We start from the raw sequence: 25948 nt of genomic DNA, 5'->3' as shown, positions 1-25948 counted from the left end.
GTTGAAACTCCAAGGCTAGAAAGACTACCAGACTTCACATCTCTTTTCTTGCGGTCGAACCATTCCGTCCCCTGACTTGCATCCAAAGGCTCGAGCAAATTCAGGCATGTTTGAGAGAGGGCCATTCACTCGGAAATGAGGAGGAGAATGTGGATCGACAACAACGCGCATCCGCGCTTCTTCTTCCCTGACATTTGCACACCAGCTTTGAGCAAATGCTACAAAAAACCGTTGCTCTTCTGAAAAAGAGCCAGTGTCGGCCCCAACAGTCATCGCTTGCAATCCTTTAAAGGCAGCATAAGCAAGACGAATTCCACCTAGATCAGCTATATTCTCACCTAAGGTCAGCTTTCCATTGATCCGAACGTCGCCAACCACCCGGTACTCATTGTACTGATCCTCAATACACTTCGCCTTCTGATGAAAAACGGCTTCGGCGGAAGAGGACCACCAATTGATCAAATTTCCCCTCCCATCAAATTGCTTCCCTTCATCATCGAAACCATGGGTCAGTTCATGCCCCATCACAAATCCAATCCCGCCATAGTTCATCGTTATGGAAAACGGACGATAAAAGAAAGGGGGGAGTAACATCCCCGCAGGAAACACCATTTCATTAAGGGAGGGTTCATAATAGGCATTGACCGTAGAGGGGCTCATTTTCCACTCCTCTCGATCGAGTGGCTTTCCGATCTTGGCTAGTTCATAGTCCAGGTTGAATGCGCGACTAGCTGCTACATTCTCTGCAAAAGAATCCCGTTGGAGGCGGAGTCGTTCATAAGAACGCCACTTCCCTGGATAGCCCACCTTATTGTGCATAAGCTCCAATTTTTCAAATGCGTTCTTGCGCGTCGACTCGTCCATCCACGTGCTCTGGGTAAGGAAACGACGCATCTGCAATTCAATTTGTTCAATCAGATGTTGGGCCTCCACCTTCCCTTGTTCTCCAAGGCTCTTCTGGACAAAGGGGATAGAAAGTGCTTCCCCTAAAACACTGTGGGTTGCAATCACACACCGCTTCCAACGAGGATGGAGTTTTTTCGCTCCCGTAAATCGCTGAAAGAAGCTGAACTCTTCTTCCTCAAACGATTTAGGCAATGCATGCGTCATGGAATGCAAAAGATGCCATCTCAGGTACCTGCGCAGCGATGAATCACGGGGATTGTACGAAGCTACAAGCTGGTTGACTGCTTTGATGAACTCAGGTTGCGCAACATTGAAAGGAACGGATGGAAAAACCCCCAAATCATGGAAATAGGTTTCCCAGTCTAAATGAGGAGCTAGCCTTTTTAATTCAGCGAGGTGCATCCGATGGTAATTGAGCGCTGGATCGCGGAGTTGAGTCCTCGGTAGACTGGCCCCAGCCAATTTCCGTTCAATCGCGAGGACGGATTCCACAGACTGCTCAGCATCGCCCTTTGAAGAGATTCCCGAGAGAACGAACATGCGGGCTAGATGCATCCGGTAGGCTTGCTCGATTTGTTTATCAGGCCCCTGCTCTTGTGGTTCCAGATAATACTTGCGGTCAGGCAGCGTAAGCCCCCCTTGTTGAATGAGGCCAATCAGCTCTGTCGCATCTCGAAAATCCTGAGTCACGTCGATCTTAAACAGCGCGTAAGCCCCTTTTCGATGGAGCATGGCCAACACATGAGCCAATGAGGTCGAATCTTTCACTTGGTCAATCGCACACAAAGCCTCTTGAAGCGGGGTAACTCCCACCTGCTGAATCTGATCTTCATTCATACAAGAACTGTAAAAATCTCCAAGTATCTTTTCATGAGGTCTCTCTGGACTTGGATTTTCTGAATAAGACTCCAAAAAAGTCCGTAACGTCTGAGAGATTTGCTCCTCAAGGCCATGAAACCCTCGATACCAAGCGCTGTATTCAGGAGGGATCGGATTCGCTTTCATCCATATGCCGCACGCGTGCTGATAGAAATCTTGACAAGCAGATATAGAAGGATCGACGGGCATTAACTCAGAAATATCGAGACGCTTGAGCGAAGAAGAAGAGACAGGGCCAGGTTGCTGAAGAAGGGCTGGCGTATCCAATAACGCTGGGGAAACAGATGAGGCCATGACCCTGGTTGACTTATGGCATCCCCCCCCTCCCACACTACTACACCATCCAACAAACAGAAAATACACTAACACTGTCCGACATCGGAGAAGCTTTTGCATGACCCTCTGCTTTCCTTACCTTTTCTTGTTTAAAACCTGAACTATACGGAAACTTTGATCGCTTTCCAGCTTCCGTCGCCATAGAACGGCAGCCTCGCTCCGAGGCAGAATCCGACGTCTTCCATCGTCATTGTACACAGTGAGCCCAGCAAAATCAACTTCATCAAACCATTGGGTAGAATCGACCAGAAGCTGGATCTCTCCACCATCCTCTATCGACACATCGCGCACTGGCAACCGATGAGCACGAGGCTCTTCTTCCCCATCCTGATGAAAGAGCCCCCCTTCAAACAGAATCTCTTTCCCGTCTTTACTCGCTACTCCTCTCGCATAGGCGTACTCGCCTTGATGACAGACGCTTGCTTCTTTTGATCGAACAGGTCCAAGCACGACTGAAAATGAAGTGACCGACTCCGTCCGACCCGATAGGGTTTGGAACAAGAGCATCTGATTCGACAGAACATTTAAGGCAACCCGTTTCGTCCACTCACCACACACCTCAGACATTTCTCCATCACCATCATAAGCTCCATGCGCATACACCGAAGGGAGCAGCCAACTCCATCCAGCCTTCAACCAATGCAGAGGGGAAGGCCGGCAAGCGGCTTCATGCTGCTCTGCATCATGGTACAAATAAATAGGACCAAATGCCAAACAAGCCTCTTCCAGCTTGACTTTCCAACCCACAGAAGACATCAAAGAGGGATCTGCTGAATCGTCAGCGAGAACTGGTACAATCGAAAGGTCAAAAAAAGCAGCCGTACTTTGCGATTTCAATCCATCACAATCGACCACTGCTGCACTATAACCAAGCATAAGAAAAAGAGAGAAGCGACGCATCAAGACTCCATCGATAATAAAGAGCAGAGATTGAATACTCAGGATGTATTGGGAAGAGGATCCCAATAGAGCGTTAGCGTTCCTAAGATCGTGCGGGGCGGCCCGGCCGCAAAATGAGGCTGGACAAGACGGGATGGGAAGGCTTCTGGTCCTTGAAAATTCGAAGGATAGCTCTGAATAAATTGCTGGTTGCGCCGATCAAGTAAGTTCGTCATCTCGATCCCCATTTCAATCCACTTCCAACGTACCTTCCCAGCAACATCTACACTCCAAAAGGCTAAGCTTCGCTGGTCAAAGGGAAGAGAGCGAGGAGTGATGTACGATGTTCCACAAGCAAGCGTATAATGGAGTTTCCCCTGCGTCATAGGCAGTGACCTTCTCAGCGATGCATCCGCGCGAGCAGTCCATTGAGGGATGTACAGGAGGCGATGATCGGCCATCTCCTGCAACGGATTCTGCTCGGAACGAGATAAATACGCCTCTGAATATGCAAGACTCGCCTGGGTATCCAACCCCCACCAAGGAATCCATCGCATCATTGCCATCATTCCAAAGCGATGAGAAGTACCTATGTTGATAGCTCGTCCTTCTTCTTCGTCGAACATTTGGTCCTGAGTCACCCGCGTATAAAATCCCGCGAGCCGACCCAACAGTTCCTGTCTATTTGTTCTGCGATTGGCAACCACCCCTGTCTCTGTAGCATAGACAAGTCCAGCAGGAGCGGCATCGCTGATCATCCCTTTGGCATCAGCAGAGCGGACCCCAACCCCCGCACTGGTCACCCAACTCATGCATGGAGTCAAGATCACCTCCCCCGATGCCCTCGGTTCGAGAGACATCGCCAGCGCATCGCTAGAAGGAGGGGCAAGCCGCTGTTCCAACGCATCGGTCAAAGAAGACTTTTGATTGATAATGGAATAGCCAAATGTATCGACACGCAGTCCTCCTCGCAGGACCAGCCAAGGGGATGCAATAAAGCGCCCTGCACCGTACAACCCCAAGTTGGCGAATCCAATCTGATTGGAAAAATCAATGCGGTAGGGGGAGCCATCATCGAAACGCAAGCGGCGTTGAGCAGAAGTCCCCGAATCGTACCGCATGAAATATCCAACTTCCACTTCATGACGGCCACCCCTCCAATCCAAGTTCAAGGTGTAATGACCGCGCCCTCCCACTGTAGTAGCCTGATAGAGTTGATCATTCCCATCCCCTCGCTGCATACCTCCAGGCACCTCTTTATCATGAAGAAATCCAGTAAAGTTGTGACGAAAGCGTAGCTGATGAACATTCAAGAACACCTGGTTTCCCCACGCATAACTCTTTGCCTTTTTGGATAGACGCATCGAGAATCCGTGCCAGTTAGTAATCCCCCCCTGGTTTGAGTCATACAGACAGAAAAATTGGCTGTCTTGATCTGCTGCACAAGGCATCCGACGAGTTGCTACATCATCCTCCCGAATCACACCGGCACTGTCAAAGCGGGCCACATACCCCAACCCCAAGAAAGTGAGCACAGTCCCATTCTCAAACGTATGCTCATACTGTGCAATCGTCCGCGCCTCCGAAAATTTTCGATTCAGCCCAAACCCTTTGCTGTCAGTGAAATCGATCCCACCGACGGTGCGATTCGAATGCTCCTGCGACCCCCAGAGAACCACCAACCGTCTGGTGTCAAAAGAGCCATAGGCACTCTTCGCAAACAGCCCCCGATGTTTCATCCCCAACTGATAATTCATGCTCCCCGCGACGGCAAAATCCCCCTGCCGCGGATCGAAAGGCCCCTCAATAACATGAATCGTCTGGAGCAGCTCTGGAATGATCAGATGAGAATCCGCATATCCATGTCCATGCGGATTGAGGGGTTGGTTGAGAGGGATTCCTTCCAATTGAAATTCGATGTTCTGCCCTTCCCCAACATCAAACCCCCGCATAAACATACTCGAAGCATGCCCCTGTCCAGAATGACTCGTCAGGACAAGACCTGGCACAAGACGAAGCATACCTTCCGCCGACTGACGCGGGACATCCCCCAGCTGGCCGATTTTAATATCCATATCCCCTGCAGCAACCGATTCCCTCCCGCGCTTACTGCGCACATTAATATGATATTCCTCGTCGGATTGATCCTGCGGCAACGAAGAGAAAGATGCAGCGTCCGAGACGGACGGAGAAGGAGAAGCGAGCAAAGGAGGGGATTCAAACTGAATCACCAGCCGAATCTTTGCACCGACGGGTTTTGCTCCCTGCAAGGCCGGCTTAAACTCCCACTGACTCGCCGCCACCCTCGCAGCTGTCACCAGTGCGGGATCAAGCGAAGTATCTTGAGACTCCACCTGTTTCACTTTTCCCTCGGCATCAATCCAGACGAGAAGAGGAATCATCGGATTCGAAGAGGACGGATACCCTTGCGGCCACTTAGCCAAAACCTCTTTGATAGGTTCTGGAGGGACTACCTGAGACTCAACTGCCCCACCTCGCCAAGGCCACAGTAAAGCAACCAATAACACTGTTTTCCACTTCATGCTGACCTTCTAAATTTGTCGCGAAGCGCCTGACAGACAAGAGGCGGAGCATACCGGCTGACATCCCCTCCGTATTTTGCAATCTCTCTCACCAAGGAGGCAGAAACGAACCCATGTCTTGTACGGGTTGGCAAAAAAATTGTATCCACTGAGGGGGCCAAGTCCGCATTAGCATGAGCCACCTGGAGTTCATTTTCAAAATCCATCACAGCCCGCAACCCTCGAACAATCACTCGCGCACCTTTCTGACAACAATAATCCACAAGCAAGCCATCAAACGTCTCCACATGAACGTTTTTCCATGCTGCAACAACACCACGCGTCAGTTCAAGACGCTCTTGTATAGTAAAGAGAGGGACCCGCGTGGGGTGGATTCCAATACTGACCAAGAGCACTTCGAAAAGAGAAGAAGCGCGCTCAATTAAATCCAAGTGCCCCCACGTAATCGGATCAAAGCTCCCTGCATAAACAGCAATCGTAGCGCCCACCGCTTCCTCTGTCCTCTTCTAAGCCACCCTGTTTTGATCGAAAACCATACAACCTCTCATCACAAGGAGGACAAGCCCATTCCATTACTCCCCTGCTCCATGAAAGGGCCATTTTCTATCCAGAGGCATCGTCCTTCTTCCCCTATGGTCACCCGTTTTGTGGAAAAGAGCCCCCCCCCAACCATACCAATCATTCTCATCGATGGGAGATGCGTAGGAATCTCAGGGATAGGCACCCCCTGTCTCACAACAATATCAGAGAAACGGGCTGTACCCAAAGCGAGAGAAGGGAGCACAGAAACAGGTCGATTGGCTTCCTGGGCAGAGAAAGAACCACTCAACATCTTCCAACCCTCCTCTTCAAAAGCGATCGAGTAAGGAGCCAAGGAATCCATTGAGAGCACTATCCCTGTTTCTTGTACAGCAGCAAAACGTCCGGGAAGGAGCATAGCCCCCCCATCCGCATACCAGAGCGGGATTCGGGCAGCCTGAAGCGAAAAATCAGGTGCCTCTTTACGGATGACAAATTGATCTCCACTGCGGTCCCAAGTGACATGAGTTCGGCGTAAAAAGTGAGTCCCAAGCAAAAGCCGGATAGGGGCACCCAGTTGACGGGAAATTCCACTTAAGTCGTAAGCGATCGCAGGCACATCTTGCACTTCGATACGGCCACCGAATCGGAGGTTGACCCATGCCGATTCCTTTCGCGTGCTGGAGTCGATGATCACTTCACTACTCGCTGTGGCCATCACAGCAAACACCTGTTCCCCTTCCAATTCACAGGGAACCACCACCATGGATCCAGCCCTAGGCATATCAATACCCACCACCAAATCTCCTTTTAACGTAAAGGGGTGGCGCCCTATTCCTTTCCTCGCAAGCCTAGAAATTTCTTTCGCCCACATGTCCTTGGAAGAAGGGGCCTTTAAGTACTCTTCCAATTCATCTGCGGCTTGTTCAATTTCCCCCTGAAACCAATGAGCACGCCAACGGATTCCATAGGCTTCGCTGTCCTCCAAAGAAGAAGTAAGCTGTATTGCCTCGTTGAATTCCAGGCGAGCAAGAGCAAGCCGAGCAGCGATGATCTTTAAAGAAGCATTTTCCCGCCCGATTTGAAGCCCTGCACGCGAAGCTTCTACAGCATCATCCCATTCTCCTGCATAATAACTTTGAGAAGCGCAGGTTACCCATTTATCGACCAGAACACCCTGCTCTGCGGGTTGGGCCTTAAAGGAAGAATGACAAGCAGAAAAAATCACCATGCAATAAAATGCCCAACAAAACCTCATTCAGATTCTCCGTTTCTCTGTTTCATGGCTAAACTTTTCATCAAAAAGCAAGATCATTCTTTTTCGATTTGCTCCACGCGAAGAATTCGATCGGCTCGGAATTCTCGTCGATTTTTGCGCTCGAGCAAAAATCCTACCACTCTGGGGGGGATCCGATCAGCATGAACCTCACAAACCAACACATCCACAATTTCTTCCGCGTTTCCACAAGGTCGATAGGCGATCCGCAAAGGTATTTTCTGTTCCCGCGCTTTTTGACAAATTGAGAGAATTGATGTTCGAGCTTGTTTTTGACCGACTCGCACTTCCCACAAATCACGGGCATTGGATGGGGAGAGAGCCTGCACACAAACTGCAAAGAGCATGCGCAACACGCTCACATCTTCTTGGGCGCGATGGAGCCTTCCATGCGTGATCCCAAGCTCGCGCGCTAACGCTCCAAGCGCCATGTTAGGGAAATGAAAAGCGCGGCGAGCTAACACAAGCGTATCCAAATAATAAGGGAACCGACAAGGGCGATGCATCCCTTCCAACTCCCTTTGAATGAATTCAAGATCGAATGAAACTCCATGACCGACCCATATCGCACCGTCGAGAAGAGCGCAGACACGAGAAGCTACCTGAGAAAAAAGAGGGGCTCCTTTTAAAACATCAACATCGAGACCATGCAGATGAGTCACTCTTCCAACATGTTCCGGAGGATGTATCAAAGTGGAAAACTCATCTACACAACAAGATCCGACCACCTTTTGAATACAGATTTCGACAATGTGATCTTGATTGACATCAAGCCCTGTCATTTCCAGATCAACAAAAGCAAGGGGAGCCTGCTCGAGAGGGAGAGCCCAGATCGGATCCGCAGGAGGGTTCAATCCACTGATGTCGAATGCCATCGACTGCTCGACTGGTAATTGTCCATATAAGAGTTTAAGGCTACGCCCGAAGGGCCTCAACTCCTTGGCAGACACAGAACGAAGGGACTCGAGTGAAATGGTAGATCCGTCCACAACTCAAGCAGACACGAGCATCAGGCTCATAGGAGATAAGCCGCCCGCTAGCTGCACATGGCTTCCCCACAACTTGAATGGGTTCCATCAAGAGGGGGGGATGACCCTCGATCCCCCTCCCCTTCACTTCACTGGCAATATCTGCATCTTGCAGCTGCACAGCAACTGGAACGCGTCGTCGAGCCTCTTGCAAAAGAAAAGAGACAGCCTCAGGGCTCTCCTCCACTCGGATCAAGATCAGCGTTTGGCTTCCCTCCTCTGAGAATCCGTAGACATTTATCGATTTTTGATGAGGATCCCACACGATCTGGGTGATGCTGTACCAGGGTATGCGTTGGAAGCCCCCCTTCTCATAGGCAACCCCTCCATCTCCTACACGGATGGCGAGCGGCTTGCTCCCTTTGAGACTCCACCAAGCCCCTCCGCCTAGCATCAATCCTAAAACAAGCAGAGGGAAACTCCATTCTACGCCCTCCGAGGCACCACTGAACTGTCTCCACAACAGATATAAGGCAGCACCCAACAAAAATGAACTCACCCCGCCAAGCCCATACCCGATATTCTTCCTGAAATACGAACGATTAAGTTCAAACCGATATTCAATGCGCTGATTCACCAAATCCCTCCTGAGCTAACAATATTGTAAAGCAGAATCCTTCATTTAGATAACACAGTAAGCGCCTCACGGATAAGTTCAGGTAGAGATAAACTTTGTACTTGCGCTCCCAGAGAAGCGACTGCGCACTCCGCTTCAGCACCTCGATACCCCATGTTAACTAATGCGCTGACCACTGTTTGTTCTATAGTTTGCACTTTTTGACTCATCGATGACAATGGCAATGAAGAAACATCGGACAACGAAGGCAACTTATCTTGCAGCTCCAGCACAAGGCGCTGAGCCATTTTATGTCCAATCCCAGGGACCTGAGTGAGCAGACGGAACTCTTGCTTTGCAATCGCTGCAATCAATTCCTGAGCACTGAGAAAACTGAGAATCCCAATCGCTATCTTAGGCCCTATGTTCGAAACACCGATCAACAGACGAAACGTAAGCCGATCCAACTCTGTAGCAAATCCAAATAAAACGAGCATATCTTCTCGTAAATAGGTGTGAACAAAAAGAGCCACCTCTCCATTCTCTTCCTGAGGGAGCCTTCCTACTGTACCCACAGGAACAGAAAGATCGTACCCCACCCCCCCAACTCTGAGTGTGAGCGTGTTGTCTTCCCCTTGAGCGATCACACGACCAAAAAGTCTACCTATCATGGGCAGAAAAGAGTGCTAGAAGGTTCACGTGAGCCAAGAGAGCGGCTTTTTATCCGAGCGAAAGACATAACAAGCTGCGAAGATACATAACATAGGGGTGATTACAATATGATAGCGATCTTCGCCAAAGAAAATAATATGCGTCATCGCTGTGAGCGCAATCCAAACGAAAGATAATTGAAAAGGGAGAGGCCACGACGAAGTAGAAGAAGTCCGCAGCCAAGGCAAAAGGCTGATCAGGACCACCAGCGGCCAAACCGCTACTTCCTTTTGGAGCCAGGTGGCCACCGTCACGCTTAACGCTCCTACCCCTATCCATATTCCTGCCTGAAGAGGCTTGGCTGCACTCCATCCTAATCGGATCATCGCTACCACAGCCATACACACCAACGCATCGTGAAACCAAGTTAGTGCATACCATCCAAGTTTGCGATCGCGCTCTGTCCAACGTTCTGGATTGGCCTGCGCCAAATACTCCACCGCAAAGGTTTCATAATCAAATGTATAATGAAGCTTTCGAGGGATGAGAGCGAGCCACCGCAAGGGCTCCGCCTGAATATGCGCAAGACCATAGTGGAGCCAACACCGGTCCTGTTGGACAGGTCCTAGTGTGGTGGAACAACCATCACTCGCATGCAACGCTTCAAATCGACCTGTCGCTCGGTGGAACGCTCCGATAGCAAGATTCCACCCTCCATTGGTACTGATCCACGTACATTGGTCCAGAACGTGACAATTTCTCAAGGTCCAGGGGAGCGTAGGGATCAACGCGAGCACAGCTCCAAGGAGCCCATATCCAAAGGGACGCCACCATCGCATGCGCGACCAACCACCTGGCACCGCAAGCGCCAAAAATGGGGTGCACAAGAATGTTTGGGGCCTTACGAAAGAAGCGATCCCTATAATAAGAGATGCCCCTACAAAACTCCATAACGAATGTCTCGCTCGAACCAAAAGCCAGAACGACAAAAGGATCAAAAGAGTCGTCAACAGCTCGGTCATAAATGTAGCGCTATACAGGATAAGACCCGGGTGAAGAGCAACCAAAAGGGCAGCGAACCGAGCCCGCTTCTCCGAAAGAGCATGACGCCCCAAAAGCCATGTGAACAGTGGACAAGCAGCACCAACACATGCATTAACCACTGGACCCATCCAGGGAAACGTCCCTATAAAACGGTAGAAAAAAGCCAAAAAAACGCTATATCCAACTGGATAATGGCTCCATGGATGCCAAACAGGATACCCTCCTTCGATAAGCTCATCAGAATAACCAAATCCACCCGCTATACGCTTGGCTCCGATATCATAGTAGTAGCCGTCCCACACGGGAGTAACCCCAAAAGAAAGAGCAATATAAAGACGTGGAAGGAGAGCGAAGGAAATGAGCCCCACAACAAACCAAATATCTCCCTTTCCTCTACTCCTTCTCATTCTCAATGAGTCAGCTTCTACGTTCAATCCTATCCCCAGGCATCAATCCCTTGTGGCGCATTCGGCGCAAATAAGTGCGCTGTACCTGAACAGGATCAAGAGACAGCTGTTTGGCAAACTCCCCGATAAACCCCTGAAGATAAACAAAAGCAGGAAACTTTTCGATTTGCTCCTCTTCAATCGCGATCAAATGAGCCTGTGTTATCTTGGTCCGAGCGCTGATCTCTTCTAATTCAATCCCTCTTGATTCTCGCACCTTTCGAAGGAGTTCACCAGAAAATTCCGTATCTGGCCCCATGATTTGGGCCAGTTCAGACTGAAGCATGAGGCGTTCGGCCGTCAGAATGGATGACTCTTTTTTCGAGGCAGGCAAGGCAGAAGAAGAAGCTTCCTCCATCTTAGCTGCCAAGGAAAGATCATAGGCACGACGGCGTGAGGGATCGATCAAGGTGTCGTAAGCCTCTTCCAACTGAAGCTGCGCTTGCCGACGCTCCTCAGGCGCAAAGAAAGACCAGATAGCCACTGAACCAGAAGCGTAGATGTCCCTCTTTTGTTTATAAGCACGGCGCATTTCTTCTTCTGTAGAAGAAGGGGCTACCCCCAACATCGCATAGAAACTGGGTGACTCATAAGCATAAGAAATAGGTAAGGGTAAGGGTTCCGTTCGTCTTGTTATGGTGACAGAAACACGTCGAGCAATTCGCTCAATATTGCGAGCCGCTCTACAATTAGGGCTATCTAAAAGAAGGGGGCGCCCTTTCCTCCCTGTTAGCCAAACGAGATCATCGTACTCGATATGTCCCAATTCTTCAAGGCGAACTCCATAATGACGGCCCACCAAATCCGTCATCGCAGCTCCCAATTCAATTTCTGCACGGGTGCGTGTCTGGCTCACGACCAAATAGAAGCGCATGCGCTGCACTTCATTCCAAGCTAATTCAGCAGCAGAAGCGTCCATCCGACTCAAGGTGCGAATCAATTCGAGAGGGGAAGGGAGGAGTCCCTTTTCTTTGATAGCTCGGTCCAGCAAGCCCATACGGTACCGATCTTTGACAAGAGCGCGTTGAAGGCGGCGTTGATAGGCCGCACGCAGAAGCACATAGATAGACTCGACAGTTGATGGCTCTGGACTCGTGAGCAGAATCGGGACATGCGCCTGTCCCAACAGATCGAGCGCAAAATGGGTATAACCTGCCCCTAAGTAGATAACGAGGTAGTCCGCTGGAAGAGCCAAAAGAGACGTAAGCCACCGCGTTCGGGAAGAAGCACGCCACAACAGGAGCGATCCAGTCTTATTGGCAAGGGGGGGAAGAATAGACAGACCTGGAATACTCGCTGGATTCACCAAGAGTGAAGACAGCCCCCCCATACACTCTTGAGGAGAAACCACCTGAGGCCTTACTGTCAAACCAAAAAGCGAATGAAGATGCGAGCTCGCTGCATCAGCCCCAGCCAAAACAACTCTTTTGCCGAGCTGAGCAAAGTAAATAGCCGTATTGACGGCAAAAACGCTTTTCCCTACCCCTCCACCACTTCCTCCGATTGCGATGATACGCTTAGGCTTGGAGCTAGGGGGCGAATCCGGCAATTCTTCTAAGCTCCGGTTAAGATTCATAGAAGCATTTCCCTCTTATATTTCCTTTTTTACGTACATATTGATCGTCCAACAATTTTTGGAATGTAAGATGCAGGACTTTTTTCAGAAATCAGTTATATTATTACAATAGCCGAATGAAATTGTTCTCTCTTTTTTGCCTTCTTTTTTGTTCTCTTTGCTGGATGAACTGCTTTTCTGCTTCTTCTGGGCAAGGGGCGCTTGCCGACGCCGCTCAAGAGGAGAGAGGGGATAAACGTGGAAACGACCCCCAGAAAAATGAGAAGCTAACCCTTCGCGAACAGAATGCCATCAACAAGCTGCTGGAATCTAAAGCTTCTTTTTGCCCTCAACCCAACCTGACGATCAAAAGGTGCATTGAGGAGAACGAGGCTTACAGCAAGCTTTGCTTGCTCGCCAAGCAGTATATAGAAAATCAAGTACGGGAGGGGTTCGCAGTAGAGAATGTTGAACAATTGTACAAGGAACGGTTTGATCCCGCCTATAAACAGAACATTCCCCTCGACGGATCCCCGATCAGGGGGCCTGAAGATGCACCGATTACCCTAGTCGACTTTGCCGACTTTAAATGTTTTGCTTGTCGCAAACTCGTACCTCTCTTTAAACAGATGATTGAGATGATCAACGCCGAGCATCCCACCCCAATTATCCGCGAAGTGCATAAATTCGTCACCTTCGCAGGAGGGGATGAAGAGGCTCGCTTCATCCTCGGCATACGTGAGGAGCAAGGGAATGAGCGTTGCTGGCAAGCACGAGACACTCTTTTTCAAGAGAGCAAATCGTTAGATAGCTACGCCCAAGAGCTCGGATTCGACTGGAACCAAACCAAGAAAAGAATGTGGGGGGGATCTATCAACGACCGCATCCAAGAAGATAAGCGGTTACTGCACGAGCTAGGCATTATGGGTGTTCCTACCTTCTACATCAATGGACGACTTTTCAAATGGTTCGGCCCTATACCCCAATCGCTTCAGAAGCATTTCAGGAGCTGGATCGAGCTTGAACTCCAAATTCTCGCCGAGACAAAGAAGTTCTCATGAACAAGAATCTAGCTTTTGACACATGCGGATGCTTTCCAACAGGACGTCACTATCCAGGGATTGCCCATCTCATCCAGGCTTCTGTGCAAGGCCTTGCAGAAGAATATGCTGCCAACGTTCCGTGGGAAGAGTGTTGCATTGCTTCGATCGACGTAGAAACAACGGGTCGCGATGCTTCCGTGGATCGAATTGTCGAAATAGGTATCGTCATCGGCCGCAACCGAGAAATCATCCATCGCTACCAATGGCGCGTCAATCCCGGATGCCCTATTCCGGAAGCAGCTCGCCTAGTGCATGGGATCGGAAACGACGATGTAAAGGATGCGCCCACACTGAGAGAGATTGCTGCCGAGATTGAAACTGCTCTCCAGAATGCAATCCCAGTCGCTTATAATGCGAGCTTCGATCGCTCTTTTCTACATCACGAATTTGCTCGCATTCAATCTTTTCAGACAACCTCTGCCCCCGCCTTGCGCCATGATGTTGAATGGTTCGATCCACTCGTGTGGGCCCGCGAAATCCAGAAAGAAGAGCACTCAAGGACCCTCAGCGAGGTTGCTGCGAGATTGGGCGTCACCTTAGAAAAAGCACATCAAGCATGCGCAGATGCAGAAGCTGCGTTAAGGATCCTCTATGCCTTCTCTCAAGATCCGCGCGTACCCAAAAGCTATGGATTATTTGTTCGAGAACAACGCCGCCTATCTCAGGAGCAAGCAGATGAACGCCGTAAGTGGAGATCCTCATGAGGATGACGGATATCGCTTTGAACCGATGCAACAATCATCAGAAATGCATTTGTTCCTGCTCTCTATAAAGAGACCGCAAGAAATCACTACCACCCAAGTTGAAAAATGTTAGTCACCCTTTACCATCAGAGTCAAAAGTCCTTAGGTTAATAAAATATGGAGGTCCCGTGAGCGAGCAAGCCAAAATTCTGATCGGTCATCAAACCCTGCAAGTTCCCCTAGTCACTGGAACAGAAGGGGAAAAAGCCATCGACATCAGTAACCTACGATCCACAACGGGTTGTGTTACCCTCGATCCTGCTTTTATGAATACAGCTTCGACCAAGAGCGATATCACTTTCATCGACGGGGATAAAGGAATCTTACGCTATCGCGGAATTCCCATCGAACAACTCGCTGAAAAATCAAATTTTATGGAAACAGCTTATCTGCTCATCTATGGGAAGTTGCCCACGGCGAGCGAACTGGAAGCATTCTCGACTCTCCTGACACGTCACTCGCTGCTTCATGAAGACATGAAGCTCTTTTTCGATGGTCTCCCCTCGACTGCACACCCGATGGCAACGCTCTCATCGATGGTGCTTTCTCTCTCCTCCTTTTATCCAGAGTCACGGGCTATCGACAACAAAGAGGTGATCGACATGACCATCGCTCGCCTTATCTCGAAGCTGAGCACAATTGCCGCATTCGCCTACAAAAAATCGATCGGACAGCCTTTTGTTTATCCAAACAACTCTCTTTCGTACTGCGCGAACTTCCTCAATATGATGTTCAGCCTCCCCACAGAAGAGTATATTATCGACGAAGAGATGGTCAGTACACTCAATCTCCTGCTGATTCTGCATACAGACCACGAACAGAACTGTTCCACCTCCACAGTGAGATTGGTCGGGAGCAGCAAAGCAAACCTTTTTGCCTGCATTGCAGCAGGGATGTGTGCTCTTTGGGGTCCCCTCCATGGAGGAGCCAATCAAGAAGTGCTCGAAATGCTCGAAAGAATTTATCAAGATGGTGGGAATGTCAAAAAGTACGTCGCCATGGCGAAAGATAAGAACAACGATTTCTTACTCATGGGTTTTGGCCATCGCGTTTATAAATATTTTGATCCGCGTGCCAAGATCATCAAACAGGCGTCCGATAGAATTCTCAGCAAATTTGGAATTCACGATCCGCTACTCGATATTGCCAAACAGCTCGAAGAGACCGCTCTGCACGATCCGTATTTCATTGAGAGAAAACTCTATCCAAATGTCGACTTTTACTCTGGCATTATCTACAGGGCAATGGGGATCCCAACCAACATGTTCACCGTGATGTTCGCCATCGGTCGACTGCCAGGCTGGATCGCCCACTGGAAAGAGATGACAGAAAACCCTTCTACGAGGATCAGTCGTCCCCGCCAAATCTACACCGGATCTCAAGAGCGGCTTTACATCCCTATTGAACAACGCAAAGACTGATCCTTACAGTCTATCTGGAAAAAGAACAAAAAAGAGGTATTCTAGACCACCTAGAATTAGAAAAGGGCCGAAAGGGATGCGTACATGACGAAACCCTTGTAAAGGCTCTCGTGCCAGCGGGTCAGTTGCAAGGATCTCTTGTGCTTCTGAATCTCCCGCTGCAGCTGCTTCCAACCACTTTCGGCGCTCTTCTTGCACTGCAACCGGTTCATCCACCCGCCCCGCAATCAGATAAAGGAGTCCTGCCGCCAACACCCCCTGTAAAGAACCAGTTAGTAGGGCAAAAAGTGCCCCTTGCCATCCAAGCCAAGCCCCAAGCACAGCCGAAATTTTTGCATCCCCCATCCCCATTCCTGGCCTTCCTCTCAGCCGTTGGTACAGAGCAACAAAGGGTATATAAATCATCATAAATCCAAACAAAGCTCCCCCCCATGACTGCACAAACGTAAACCCCCTCCATGGGTAGGTGAGCAAGGCGAGTCCCCCTGTTACCCACGTGATCGAATCTGGAAGGATCATCCATTCCGCATCAATCAAAGCGGCTCCGATTAAAAAGAGAGCCATAAAGAAATGAATTAAGAAAAGGGCAAGCGCAAGAACAACTCCCCGCTCTTCAAAAGAAGGCAGAAACAGCGTTTCAACCAGCGCTAGGGAAAGCCCCCCCCCTATCCATTCGACGAGAAAAGAGCGCAAGCCGATCTGCACACCACAGCAGCTCGCACGACCTCGTAAGCCAATGTAGGAGAGTACAGGAATATATTCATATGGAGCAAGTAACCTCCTACAAGCAAGACAAGAGGAACCGGGACGGACAATGCTAAGTCCCCGAGGCAGTCGATAAATCACCAAATGGATGAAACTACCCCAAACAAAACCGAACAAAATTGCTGTGATTCGTACTATCCATGTCATTCAAACAGACTCCATTCCTCATTCCACCCCAAAACCCAACCGACTTCGTTGAATTGATGCTCCTCTCCATCCACTCTCACCATCCCGAACCCCAAAAAATTAACCGAGCTGTAGACTTGCTCTTGAAAGGGGAGGTGATCGCCTACCCGACCGATACGGTGTATGGCTTGGGGTGCGATTGTACCAATCGGAAGGCGTTAGAAAAGTTGAGTAAAATGAAACAATTGGATAACTACCACCTGTTTACTTTCCTCTGCGACGATTTCACAAGCCTTTCTCGTTTTGCAGTTGTAGAGACTCATCTATATCGCATTTTACGTCGCTTTTTGCCAGGGCCGTACTGCTTTATTTTACCAGCCACACGAGAAGTGCCGAGAATGCTTCAATCCAAACGAAAAACAGTTGGTCTGCGGATCCCTAGCCATCCTGTCCCCATAGCCATCAGTCGTATCCTAGGAAGACCTCTTTTTTCCACAACAGCTGCACTTCCGCATGAAGGCATATCACTGATCGATCCCCAAGAAATTCGAGATGCATTCCCTACGTTATCGATGGTGCTGGACGGCGGGACAGGTGGACAGATCCCAAGTTCCGTGATTGATATGACCTCGAGTCCACCCCAGGTGCTGCGTGAAGGGGCAGGGTCAGTAGCAGAATTCTACCTATAATTATTCAGCTGAGGAGAGTTCCAACTCCAGAAGACTGCATGTGTGGAGAGCAAAAGGACTGCAGTTGCATACCCCTGTCTTTTTACTATGTTGATGTGGCCATGAATCTCATGAATCCTCTCAAACTGCCATTGAGTTGAATCTGTGAAAGAGAGTCTCCATCCCTCTAGGAAAAAGCTACGCTTTGGGGTTTTTCTCGTTCTCGCTGGAGCCACGACCGCGCTCATTGTAGTTAACTTTGGTAGAACCGCTTATGAAGGCGAATGGCGATACCGGTGCTTCCCACTCTGCATGCTGCAACCTGACTACACCGGTAGGAACAGAATTGCCCCAGACTTCTCCCTGCCCGATCTTGAAGGGGGAAGCGTTCAGCTCAGTGAACTTTTCGGTAAAGTCATTATCCTTCATTTCTGGACGGAAACATGCGCCCCATGCCTTAAGGAGCTCCCTGAATTAGCAGCTTTATCGAATACGCTCTCTTCCCGACCCGATGTGGTCGTACTCACAGTGTCTATCGATCCAAATCAAGCCAAAACCCAAGATACTCTCGAACTGATTGTAGGAGCTCCCATTCCCTTCCGGACTCTTTTGGACCCTGAATCAAAAGTGGTTTCTCAACTCTATGGGATTTCTCTCTTCCCTGAAACATGGATTATCGATAAACAAGGGGTCGTACGAGCTCGCTTCGACGGCGTACGCCCCTGGAACCACGCCCTCATGATTGAACTGATCGATCATCTGCGAGATGGACGATTCTGCCCTATCGAGAGTAAAACCAAGCAAGAAGGAGAAAACGCATGTTCTCGCCTCATCGACTCTTAAGAGTCGGGTTTTACTGACGTCTTACTTTTTTAGCACTCCCTCGCTTCATAGATGCACGCAATTGCGTATTCTTCTCGATCCGAGCTTGCTGAAGCTCACAACGATTGCGATAGGGTTGTGGATGAAGCGCTGTGAGCCGCAAATACTCAACTAAATCGACTATCTCGTAACCACATGAAGGGACAGGACCCTCCACAAAACGACGCGTTTTCAACCAATCGAGCAATCCAGTAAGGACTTGCACCGTGCTGGGACGAACATCGTGCAGAAGAATAAGCCCCCCTCTCGCAAATTCGAGTTGGTTTTTAAATTTTCGCAACATAGCATCCACATCGTTTTGACGCATGTCGTCCACATCAATACTCCACATCACCACTTCCAACCCCTGAGAACCCACCAACTGCTCTGTCCATTCGTCTAACGCACCGTACGGAGGACGGAAAAAAATCGGGCGCATGCCAATTGTCTTTTCAATTGCAGCTGCCCCATCCTGGATCTGGGCGAGCGCCTGGGTGCGATCAAGGCGGGGGAGATACCGATGATCATAAGTATGATTCCCGATCAGGTGACCCGCAGCGAGAACTTGGCGAGCCACTTCCTGGACCATTCTGGAGCGTTTGGTCGTCCCACTCAAATAACGTCCTATCCAGAAAAATGTCGCTCGAACTTGATGTTGCGCGAGAAGCCACAAAACAGCAGGGGTTATTTCAGGAGAGGGACCATCGTCAAAAGTGAAGGTAATCCATTTCTTACACGTGTTGGTCGATCGAGCCGGTCCTTCTGCAAGCAGCCATGCTCGTTGGAGACCTCCCTCAGGGTTGAGTCCAAGCCACGGGACAGGAGCATCGATTTCATGAACCTCTTGAGAGGTATAAGAAACAGGAGAGAGAAGAAGAGGAAGGCTCATCGGTTCCATCGAAGAAGGAATACTTCTACTTCCTGGATAACTCAAAAAGTGATGAGTTAAATGAAACCCACAATGTGAAAAGACGAGCCAGAGCCCGCAAGCAAAAGAGGTAAGCGCTATCCAGAAGTGTAAAAACAAAGGCTACCTCCTTTCACCGTCGCTAAGATCCATACCATCCAATTCTATCCAGCACCACCCCAAACCCCATTTGCAAAAACCCCTAAGGAGATGGAATATCTTCAAAAGGCCATGGATAGGGATAGATTCCAGGGAGTTCCACAGGAACGTGCCACTGCTTGAGACGCCGCTGATCACATGCCCACAAAGAGACAAAAGCATCCCTAATCACCCCCTCAGCAAGTTTACCACGAGGGGAAAATCCCCACTCGGGTTCTTCCGACGCATTCTCTGGATCGCTGTAGACACGCCAGACGAAAAATCCAGCGAACAACGGTTCTTCTAGCAGGGGGGCCAAAATAGCACGATAGGCGTCTGCTTGCCCCTGTTCATCGACAGTGACTCGCTGCATCGCTTCAGGCCACTCCCAAGGCTTAATTGCAGGGTCAGTCCGAGTAGCATACCCCAATTCTGTGAAAAGGACAGGTCGCTGCCACTGCTCCGCCAAGCGACGAACCTGTTCATGCACCTGCTCAGCCCCCTGTTGTAACGCATGCAAATCAGCCCCTTCCTGTTCTGCAAGAGGATAGAAGGCGTTGATCCCGATTACATCCAGCTCCCCCAAAATCGAGGTCTGCTCCACATCATCCCAATTAGCAGAATAAGTAACTAGACCGCGGTATGTGGAACGAATCTCGTGCAGGAGATCGATAAAGTAGCTGGCCCACCCGGTAGTTACCCACGAACGGAGCTCCACTCCTGCAGAAAACATTTCTACTTGACTTTCCTCAGCAAGCGCTGCCCAAGCAAGAACAAAACGACGATAACTGGATATCCACGCTTTCCACTTCTCTTCCGTTTTGGGATTGATCAAAGCCCTCCACTCTCCAGATTCGACCCACAGGTGAGGGACTAACATGACCTTGAGATGATGAGCATGTGCCATCCGGATCGCTCGACGAATATCTTGTTGATTCTGTTCGAACGGCTTTTCAAAGGTCCAGTCGATCCCCCCTCCTGATCCATCCGCAACTCGCCCAAACGGGGTGAGCGCGATCCAAGAGACACCGATCGCACTCAGCTCATCTAGCGCCCTTGCAAATGCAGGAGACCCGTACCCCTCCTGCATATGGCTGCTGTTTTCAATCGGCCCGATTGTCATTCCCCGAATCCCTTCATCTACCACAACACCCCCTCTAAGGAGGGGAGAGAGGCGAACATCAATCCCACCCACAAGAGGCTCCGTGAACCCATACAACCCTCCAATAACCACCCCAAAAAAAACCCATCTCCCATTGACCCATCTGGGCTTGATCGTATCTATCAATTGCATTGAACTGATCCTAATGTCGCATGGCTGAGACAATCCGCTCAACCCGGGTATAATCATATGTTATCTCGATCTCCTGCAATCTGACCGATTCCATCCAGTCTTTGACACATTCCGCTTGTCCTCGACCTACCTCCACAGCGATAAAACCACCCTCACGCAAAAAACGCGGGGACTCCACAATGATCTGCTGTAACTTATCTAATCCCTCCTCCCCCGCTTCCAACGCGAGATAGGGTTCAAACAAACGCACATCAGGCATCAAATCCACTAGATCTTTTTGCGCGATATAGGGAGGATTCGCAACGATCAGATCAAATGGAGGATACCCTTCTACCGGTTTAAATAGATCTCCCTCGAGGAGCACAACGTTGTGAGCACCCAATCGAAGCTTATTCTCATGAGCGACTTCCAAAGCGGATGGACTGATATCCACCGCATATAGAACAGTAGTCGGCCATTCGCGTGCTAGCGTAATTGCAATGCATCCACTTCCTGTACAAAGATCGAGCCCACACAAACTGAGAGAGGAAGAACCAATCCTTCTGAGGACAGTATCGACCAGGATCTCCGTCTCAGGACGAGGGACTAACACCCGAGCATCCACTTGAAATGACCGACCATAGAATTCCTTTTCCCCGCAGATGTAAGCCACTGGCTCTCGTGTTCGCCGCCGCAGGACACATGCTCGAAACCGAGCTAGTTCAGAAGGCTCAAGGATGCGATGAGCTTCTAAAATCAGTTGAATGCGCGTGGTATGAAGCGCATGAGCGAGAAGGACCTCTGCATCCAGACGAGGTTGTTCAATGTAGCGTTTCCGCAAATCCTCTGTAGCCCATTCCAAGGCCGCCTCAATAGACCATACTTCTTGTTTGGGGGATACTGGCTTCGCATTCACAACGACGGACCTATACTGCAGAAGGGGTTCGCGTAAGCAGCTTTCTCTGTTCTTCCACTATATTTTCCACATAGGCTCTCCAGTGATCCCGCTCCTCTGCTGAGGCAGCCTCAAAACGCATCACGAGGATAGGCCCTGTGTTAGAGGCTCGCACAAGACCCCAAGCTAACCCGGAAGAGGAAGGGAACCGAATGCGCGCTCCATCCACGTCGACGACTTCAAACCCTTTCTCTTTAAAGTACTTGGTCACCAATTTAATGAGGGGAAACTTATACTCTTCAGGGCATTCCATGCGGAGTTCGGGAGTCGTAAAGGTTCGAGGAACATCCTCGAGCATCTCTCTCATACTCCTCTTATCCGAAGATAGGATTTCAAGAAGCCTCAAAGAAGCATAAAGCGCGTCATCGTAGCCAAAATAGCGATCTGCAAAGAACAGATGACCGCTCATCTCCCCAGCGAGAAGTGCCTGCTCTTCCTTCATTTTATTTTTGATCAAGGAGTGGCCTGTTTTCCATAGAATGGGGCGACCTCCACAGCGAGCAATTTCTTCATAAAGAGTCTGAGAGCATTTCACTTCTCCAACGATAGCAGCCCCTGGATGCTTTTGAAGAACCTGCCGGGCAAACAAAATTAATAATTGATCCCCCCAAATGATCGTCCCATCTTGATCAATAACTCCAAGCCGATCCGCATCCCCATCATACGCGATACCAACCCGCGCTCCTTCCCGGATTACCCGTTCGATCAGGATGTGAAGATTGGAAGGGACCGTAGGATCCGGATGATGATGAGGAAACCGCCCATCCATATCGCAATAAAGAGGGATTGGATCCAAGCCAAGAGAACTCATGCACGCCAATGCAAGCGGCCCTCCCGTTCCATTGCCCGCATCTATGACCACTTTCATTGTACGATCGCACCGGATCTCTTTCGTCACCGTAGACACATAAAGCTCGCTCAAGTTCTGATAAGTATAGTCCCCCCGACGATCTGCCTGTTTTTTTTTCTGCTGTGTTCGATCGCGCAGTCGACGAATCGCAGGGCCACAGAAGCTTTGCTGCCCTTTCATCATCTTGAATCCATTTTCTCCTGCTGGATTATGACTGCCGGTGATCATGATCCCCCCCTCCGTTTCCAGATGATGAACTGAAAAATAGAGGTAAGGAGTTGGTCCAACACCCACGTCAATCACACGGACCCCTCCCTGCTGTAAACCAGAGATCAGTGCTTTCGCGATTCGAGGACCCGAAAGCCGACAGTCACGCGCAACCGCAACGCGAGGAGGAGTCTGCCCTCTATCTATCTGTTCTTCGATCAAAAGCGACGCAAACGAGCGACCAATACCCTGCACGACGTCATCATGCAAGTCTCGATCGGCAACGCCTCGGATATCATATTCGCGAAAGATATGAGGTGAGAAGAGATTCATTGCAAAACAACAAAGTAGTATGTTTCTTCATTTTACGCTAGAATTCCTTTTTTTGTGGATGCCAATCCTCCTCCTCCTATCCTCGCTCCAGCTCCCCAACCTGCGTGTTCTACTCTAGGGAACACCAACCCTAACAGTGATCCCCGATGTGCACTTTACGAACGATCCAATTCAACAGATTTCCTCTACCTCGCAGGGGGAGTCGGTCTCACTACAGCCACAATCAGTGCGGATGTACTTGGGTGGTCCCGATCTCCCTCCCCAGCTATTCGCTTCTGGGGCCCTCCTATGATAGGTCTGTCATGGGGGTTTCTGCTAGGTAGTATCTATCCGGCCTTGCCCCATTCCCCATCCCCTTGGATCCCAAGCGCGCTTGCTGAGGAAAGAAAACACATTCCTACTTACATTGCTGCTTCCGTCGCACTTTTGGCAGGGATCACTTCCCCTTTTGTAGTGGCTATCGAGACAGGCCCTCCCCCCACCTCTTGGTCGCATTCCGAACGGCAGCTGCGAATTGTAACATCCGCGCTCACAGGAGCAGCAGGGGCGCTTCTACCTTATCTTTTCCCCCCTGTACCTTGGAAAGCGCTCCGACAATTAGAACGCCTGCGCTTACAAGGAGAATCCACAAGCTTTTTCCTGACCTACCAATCTTCTTTCTAAACCTGAAGACCACTCTTTATAATCAGGTGCTGAGCTCGAGAAAGCGCGCCAAAATTTTTTTCTCGCCACAACCCGGGAAATAAGCCACAACCACTGGCTCCCTCCCTTGTTGCACCCGACGCACCTGCCCTTCTCCGAACCGGGGATGAAAGACAGAACACCCACGCTTAAAGCGAAATTCACCTTCTCTCTCTTCTTCCTGAGAAAAAGTCCGATCGACATAGAAGGCCTCCTTGGTAGGCTCTTTTTCAGGATGACGGCTAGCTTGATGATACGTATTCTGGGTTAGCGCAGAAGACCAGCTGTGAACCACATGCTCTTGGGGCAGATCATCTAAAAAGCGGCTTGGTCGACCCCATCGCGTAGACCCAAAAATATGGCGTACAGCCGCATAAAGCGCAAACAACTTACGCCGAGCCCGAGTGACAGCCACATAGGCGAGTCTCCTCTCTTCATCGAGTTCCTCCTCGTTTTGACTATGCACTCCTTGATAAGGGAATATCTCTTCTTCCATTCCCGTAAGGAATACCACTTCAAACTCTAGCCCCTTCGCACTGTGAACAGTCATCAGGGTGACCCGCGGCGTATCCATATCGGCATCGACATCCGACTGAAGCGTTACCTGCTCCAGATATTTTTCTAGGGTAGCCGTTTCCCCAGAAGTCTGCGCGGCCGCTTCAAAATCGAGCATCGATCCAATCAACTCACCCAAATTTTCAAGGCGAGCATCAGACTCAATGCTGCTTTCCAAACGAAGCGCTCGCTGATAGCCCGTCGTTTGAAGCACCTCTTTCAATACCTCGCTGGGTAATTTGGATTGAATATCTGCCCGCAGATGCGTCAAAAGAGTTCGAAATTCAGCAAGTTTCTTTTTAGCCGACCCCCTCAGAAGAGGAGAACCCTCGAAATAAAAAAGCGTTTCAAACAGAGAACGCCCTTGTGAGCGTGCGCTTTCCAGAAGACGATGGATGGTTGTATTCCCAATCCCTCGAGCAGGCACATTGATAATCCGCAGGAGATCCACATCACTTTCGGGGCGTATAAGCACACGCAGATAAGAGAGAGCATCTTTAACTTCAGCACGCTCGTAGAACTTCACCCCTCCAACGATCCGATAAGGCAGCTGGGCACCCCGCAATGCTTCTTCAAGAACTCGCGATTGCGCATGAACCCTATAAAAAATAGCCATATCTCTGAGCGATACACCTTGCATCTGCAATTGTTCGATCAGCTGAATCACCGAGGCAGCCTCATCCCGTTCGTCCCGAGTTGCAATGACTTCGATCGGATCCCCATGTTCATTAGCAGTCCACAATTTTTTGGGTTCCCGAATACAAGCGCTGGAGATAATAGACAGTGCAGCCTCCACAATGCGTTTGGTCGAACGGTAATTCTGTTCCAGTTTGATCACCACCGCTTCAGGATAATCCCTTTGAAATTCCAAAATATTGCCTACATTTGCACCTCGCCACCGGTAGATAGATTGATCATCATCTCCTACAACGCAAAGATTGCGATGCGGCTGCGTCAAAACTCGAACTAGTTGATATTGCATACGGTTGGTGTCTTGGAATTCATCCACAAGCACATACTCAAACCGCTGGAATAGATTCAGACTTCCATTGGCATGAAGGGATCGAAAGAGAGCCTCACATTGGAAGATTAAATCCTCGAAATCGAGCGCACATGCTGATTGTAAAGACTCCTGATAGCGTTCATACACTCGATAAACTACTTCATCGAAATAGGAGTGGGCCTGCATTACATCCGGGAGAAGTCCTTCCTGTTTTTCGTGAGCGATACGAGACAAAAGAGTCCTAGGGGCATATCGTTTTTCGTCCAGATCCAACTCTTTAAGGATCCGGGAGACAATCGCTTTTTGATCGCTTGCATCATAGATGACAAAGTGAGGGTCGATCCCGATTTCCGATCCGTGCAAACGGAGCAATCGCGCACACATGGCATGGAACGTTCCAACCCAGAGGGTATCGATCGATTCTTGACCAAGCATGTGAGCGAGTCTCACCTTCATCTCATGAGCAGCCTTGTTCGTGAAAGTAACCGCCAAAAGTCGAGAAGGAAGGACCCCTCTTTCTCTCACCAGAGAAGCGATACGACATGTAATCACTCTCGTCTTTCCGCTTCCCGCCCCTGCAAACACAAGCAATGGACCTTCACCGTGAGCGACTGCCAACGACTGAGGTGGATTGAGTTCTGGATCCGCCCAACGATTTAAGCTCTTCTGTTCAACAACCATTTGGTTGTACATCGTTCCTTCCAATCCTCACTTACAATGACGGCCATACACTCTCCATCT

22 protein-coding genes are annotated in these 25948 nt (G+C 49.8%); 6 read left to right on the top strand and 16 right to left on the bottom strand.

The window, feature by feature from the left end; all coding sequences use genetic code 11:
* Positions 1–24 precede the first annotated feature (24 nt).
* From BCY86_RS00610 to BCY86_RS00560, 10 genes are all read right to left on the bottom strand, one after another.
* Complete coding sequence (locus BCY86_RS00610; RefSeq protein WP_083604083.1) at positions 25–2181, bottom strand: M13 family metallopeptidase; 2157 nt, start codon at positions 2179–2181, stop codon at positions 25–27.
* A 15-nt stretch (positions 2182–2196) separates the two neighbouring features.
* Positions 2197–3021, bottom strand: a complete 825-nt coding sequence (locus BCY86_RS00605; protein WP_156864944.1) for a hypothetical protein — start codon at positions 3019–3021, stop codon at positions 2197–2199.
* Between the two features lie 38 nt (positions 3022–3059).
* Positions 3060–5543, bottom strand: a complete 2484-nt coding sequence (locus BCY86_RS00600; protein ID WP_083604082.1) for a TonB-dependent receptor domain-containing protein — start codon at positions 5541–5543, stop codon at positions 3060–3062.
* On the bottom strand, positions 5540–6031 hold the full coding sequence (coaD, locus tag BCY86_RS00590; protein WP_075275967.1) for a pantetheine-phosphate adenylyltransferase: 492 nt from the start codon (positions 6029–6031) through the stop codon (positions 5540–5542). Before coaD ends, BCY86_RS00600 begins: the two co-directional genes overlap by 4 nt.
* Before the next feature lie 59 nt (positions 6032–6090).
* Positions 6091–7293 (bottom strand): tetratricopeptide repeat protein, encoded by a 1203-nt coding sequence (locus tag BCY86_RS00585; protein WP_075275966.1) that lies wholly within the window; start codon positions 7291–7293, stop codon positions 6091–6093.
* An 80-nt stretch (positions 7294–7373) separates the two neighbouring features.
* Positions 7374–8213, bottom strand: a complete 840-nt coding sequence (locus BCY86_RS00580; protein WP_075275965.1) for a 3'-5' exonuclease — start codon at positions 8211–8213, stop codon at positions 7374–7376.
* A gap of 40 nt (positions 8214–8253) precedes the next feature.
* Complete coding sequence (locus BCY86_RS00575) at positions 8254–8943, bottom strand: hypothetical protein (protein WP_075275964.1); 690 nt, start codon at positions 8941–8943, stop codon at positions 8254–8256.
* Positions 8944–8984: 41 nt separating this feature from the next.
* Entirely contained in the window at positions 8985–9593 is a 609-nt protein-coding gene (ruvA, locus tag BCY86_RS00570; RefSeq protein ID WP_075275963.1) for a Holliday junction branch migration protein RuvA, read from the bottom strand.
* 24 nt (positions 9594–9617) lie between these two features.
* Positions 9618–11024 carry an ArnT family glycosyltransferase gene (locus tag BCY86_RS00565; RefSeq protein ID WP_083604081.1) on the bottom strand — a complete coding sequence of 469 codons (1407 nt, stop codon included), beginning with the start codon at positions 11022–11024 and terminating at the stop codon, positions 9618–9620.
* A 10-nt stretch (positions 11025–11034) separates the two neighbouring features.
* Positions 11035–12639, bottom strand: coding sequence for a helix-turn-helix domain-containing protein (locus BCY86_RS00560; protein ID WP_075275961.1), 1605 nt, complete (start codon positions 12637–12639; stop codon positions 11035–11037).
* Between the two features lie 164 nt (positions 12640–12803).
* Between BCY86_RS00560 and BCY86_RS00555 the strand changes: the two genes are divergently transcribed.
* The 3 genes from BCY86_RS00555 to BCY86_RS00545 all read left to right on the top strand — a co-directional run bounded on the left by BCY86_RS00555 (position 12804) and on the right by BCY86_RS00545 (position 15885).
* Positions 12804–13679, top strand: a complete 876-nt coding sequence (locus tag BCY86_RS00555) for a DsbA family protein (protein WP_172824750.1) — start codon at positions 12804–12806, stop codon at positions 13677–13679.
* The gene (locus BCY86_RS00550) at positions 13676–14425 is read left to right on the top strand and encodes a 3'-5' exonuclease (RefSeq protein ID WP_075275959.1); all 750 of its coding nucleotides are present in this window, start codon (positions 13676–13678) and stop codon (positions 14423–14425) included. The genes BCY86_RS00555 and BCY86_RS00550 overlap by 4 nt, the downstream gene beginning before the upstream one ends.
* Positions 14426–14592: 167 nt before the next feature.
* Entirely contained in the window at positions 14593–15885 is a 1293-nt protein-coding gene (locus BCY86_RS00545) for a citrate synthase (RefSeq protein ID WP_075275958.1), read from the top strand.
* Positions 15886–15888: 3 nt separating this feature from the next.
* Here the strand turns inward: BCY86_RS00545 and BCY86_RS00540 are convergent, their stop codons facing one another.
* Positions 15889–16797, bottom strand: a complete 909-nt coding sequence (locus tag BCY86_RS00540; RefSeq protein ID WP_075275957.1) for a prepilin peptidase — start codon at positions 16795–16797, stop codon at positions 15889–15891.
* On the opposite strand from BCY86_RS00540, the gene BCY86_RS00535 reads away from it, so the two are divergent.
* The gene (locus BCY86_RS00535) at positions 16791–17465 is read left to right on the top strand and encodes an L-threonylcarbamoyladenylate synthase (RefSeq protein ID WP_245776237.1); all 675 of its coding nucleotides are present in this window, start codon (positions 16791–16793) and stop codon (positions 17463–17465) included. The genes BCY86_RS00540 and BCY86_RS00535 overlap by 7 nt on opposite strands.
* Before the next feature lie 144 nt (positions 17466–17609).
* The gene (locus tag BCY86_RS00530) at positions 17610–18287 is read left to right on the top strand and encodes a TlpA family protein disulfide reductase (protein ID WP_075275955.1); all 678 of its coding nucleotides are present in this window, start codon (positions 17610–17612) and stop codon (positions 18285–18287) included.
* Between the two features lie 10 nt (positions 18288–18297).
* On the opposite strand, the gene BCY86_RS00525 is transcribed toward BCY86_RS00530, so the two are convergent.
* The 4 genes from BCY86_RS00525 to BCY86_RS00510 form a co-directional block, all read right to left on the bottom strand.
* A complete protein-coding gene (locus BCY86_RS00525) occupies positions 18298–19332 on the bottom strand; it encodes a polysaccharide deacetylase family protein (protein ID WP_075275954.1) in 1035 nt (344 codons plus the stop codon).
* Between the two features lie 82 nt (positions 19333–19414).
* Positions 19415–20644, bottom strand: coding sequence for a glycoside hydrolase family 113 (locus tag BCY86_RS00520; protein ID WP_075275953.1), 1230 nt, complete (start codon positions 20642–20644; stop codon positions 19415–19417).
* Between the two features lie 10 nt (positions 20645–20654).
* Entirely contained in the window at positions 20655–21539 is an 885-nt protein-coding gene (gene prmC / locus BCY86_RS00515) for a peptide chain release factor N(5)-glutamine methyltransferase (RefSeq protein ID WP_075275952.1), read from the bottom strand.
* A gap of 10 nt (positions 21540–21549) precedes the next feature.
* On the bottom strand, positions 21550–22968 hold the full coding sequence (locus BCY86_RS00510; RefSeq protein ID WP_075275951.1) for a phosphomannomutase/phosphoglucomutase: 1419 nt from the start codon (positions 22966–22968) through the stop codon (positions 21550–21552).
* Between the two features lie 54 nt (positions 22969–23022).
* On the opposite strand from BCY86_RS00510, the gene BCY86_RS00505 reads away from it, so the two are divergent.
* Positions 23023–23631 (top strand): hypothetical protein, encoded by a 609-nt coding sequence (locus tag BCY86_RS00505; RefSeq protein WP_075275950.1) that lies wholly within the window; start codon positions 23023–23025, stop codon positions 23629–23631.
* 22 nt (positions 23632–23653) lie between these two features.
* Here BCY86_RS00505 and BCY86_RS00500 read toward each other — a convergent pair whose 3' ends face one another.
* A complete protein-coding gene (locus tag BCY86_RS00500) occupies positions 23654–25900 on the bottom strand; it encodes an ATP-dependent helicase (protein WP_083604079.1) in 2247 nt (748 codons plus the stop codon).
* Positions 25901–25948: the final 48 nt, after the last annotated feature.

The organism is Pajaroellobacter abortibovis, assembly GCF_001931505.1.
GTDB lineage: Bacteria > Myxococcota_A > Polyangia > Polyangiales > Polyangiaceae > Pajaroellobacter > Pajaroellobacter abortibovis.
This window is presented reverse-complemented; position numbering and strand designations above follow the sequence as displayed.

Coding starts and splice junctions, on each gene's coding strand:
- BCY86_RS00610 (WP_083604083.1), bottom strand. CDS start 2,181: ATGCAAAAGCTTCTCCGATGTCGGACAGTGTTAGTGTATTTTCTGTTT.
- BCY86_RS00605 (WP_156864944.1), bottom strand. CDS start 3,021: ATGCGTCGCTTCTCTCTTTTTCTTATGCTTGGTTATAGTGCAGCAGTG.
- BCY86_RS00600 (WP_083604082.1), bottom strand. CDS start 5,543: ATGAAGTGGAAAACAGTGTTATTGGTTGCTTTACTGTGGCCTTGGCGA.
- BCY86_RS00585 (WP_075275966.1), bottom strand. CDS start 7,293: ATGGTGATTTTTTCTGCTTGTCATTCTTCCTTTAAGGCCCAACCCGCA.
- BCY86_RS00580 (WP_075275965.1), bottom strand. CDS start 8,213: ATGGCATTCGACATCAGTGGATTGAACCCTCCTGCGGATCCGATCTGG.
- ruvA (WP_075275963.1), bottom strand. CDS start 9,593: ATGATAGGTAGACTTTTTGGTCGTGTGATCGCTCAAGGGGAAGACAAC.
- BCY86_RS00565 (WP_083604081.1), bottom strand. CDS start 11,024: ATGAGAAGGAGTAGAGGAAAGGGAGATATTTGGTTTGTTGTGGGGCTC.
- BCY86_RS00560 (WP_075275961.1), bottom strand. CDS start 12,639: ATGAATCTTAACCGGAGCTTAGAAGAATTGCCGGATTCGCCCCCTAGC.
- BCY86_RS00555 (WP_172824750.1), top strand. CDS start 12,804: ATGAACTGCTTTTCTGCTTCTTCTGGGCAAGGGGCGCTTGCCGACGCC.
- BCY86_RS00550 (WP_075275959.1), top strand. CDS start 13,676: ATGAACAAGAATCTAGCTTTTGACACATGCGGATGCTTTCCAACAGGA.
- BCY86_RS00535 (WP_245776237.1), top strand. CDS start 16,791: ATGTCATTCAAACAGACTCCATTCCTCATTCCACCCCAAAACCCAACC.
- BCY86_RS00540 (WP_075275957.1), bottom strand. CDS start 16,797: ATGACATGGATAGTACGAATCACAGCAATTTTGTTCGGTTTTGTTTGG.
- BCY86_RS00520 (WP_075275953.1), bottom strand. CDS start 20,644: ATGCAATTGATAGATACGATCAAGCCCAGATGGGTCAATGGGAGATGG.
- BCY86_RS00510 (WP_075275951.1), bottom strand. CDS start 22,968: ATGAATCTCTTCTCACCTCATATCTTTCGCGAATATGATATCCGAGGC.
- BCY86_RS00500 (WP_083604079.1), bottom strand. CDS start 25,900: ATGTACAACCAAATGGTTGTTGAACAGAAGAGCTTAAATCGTTGGGCG.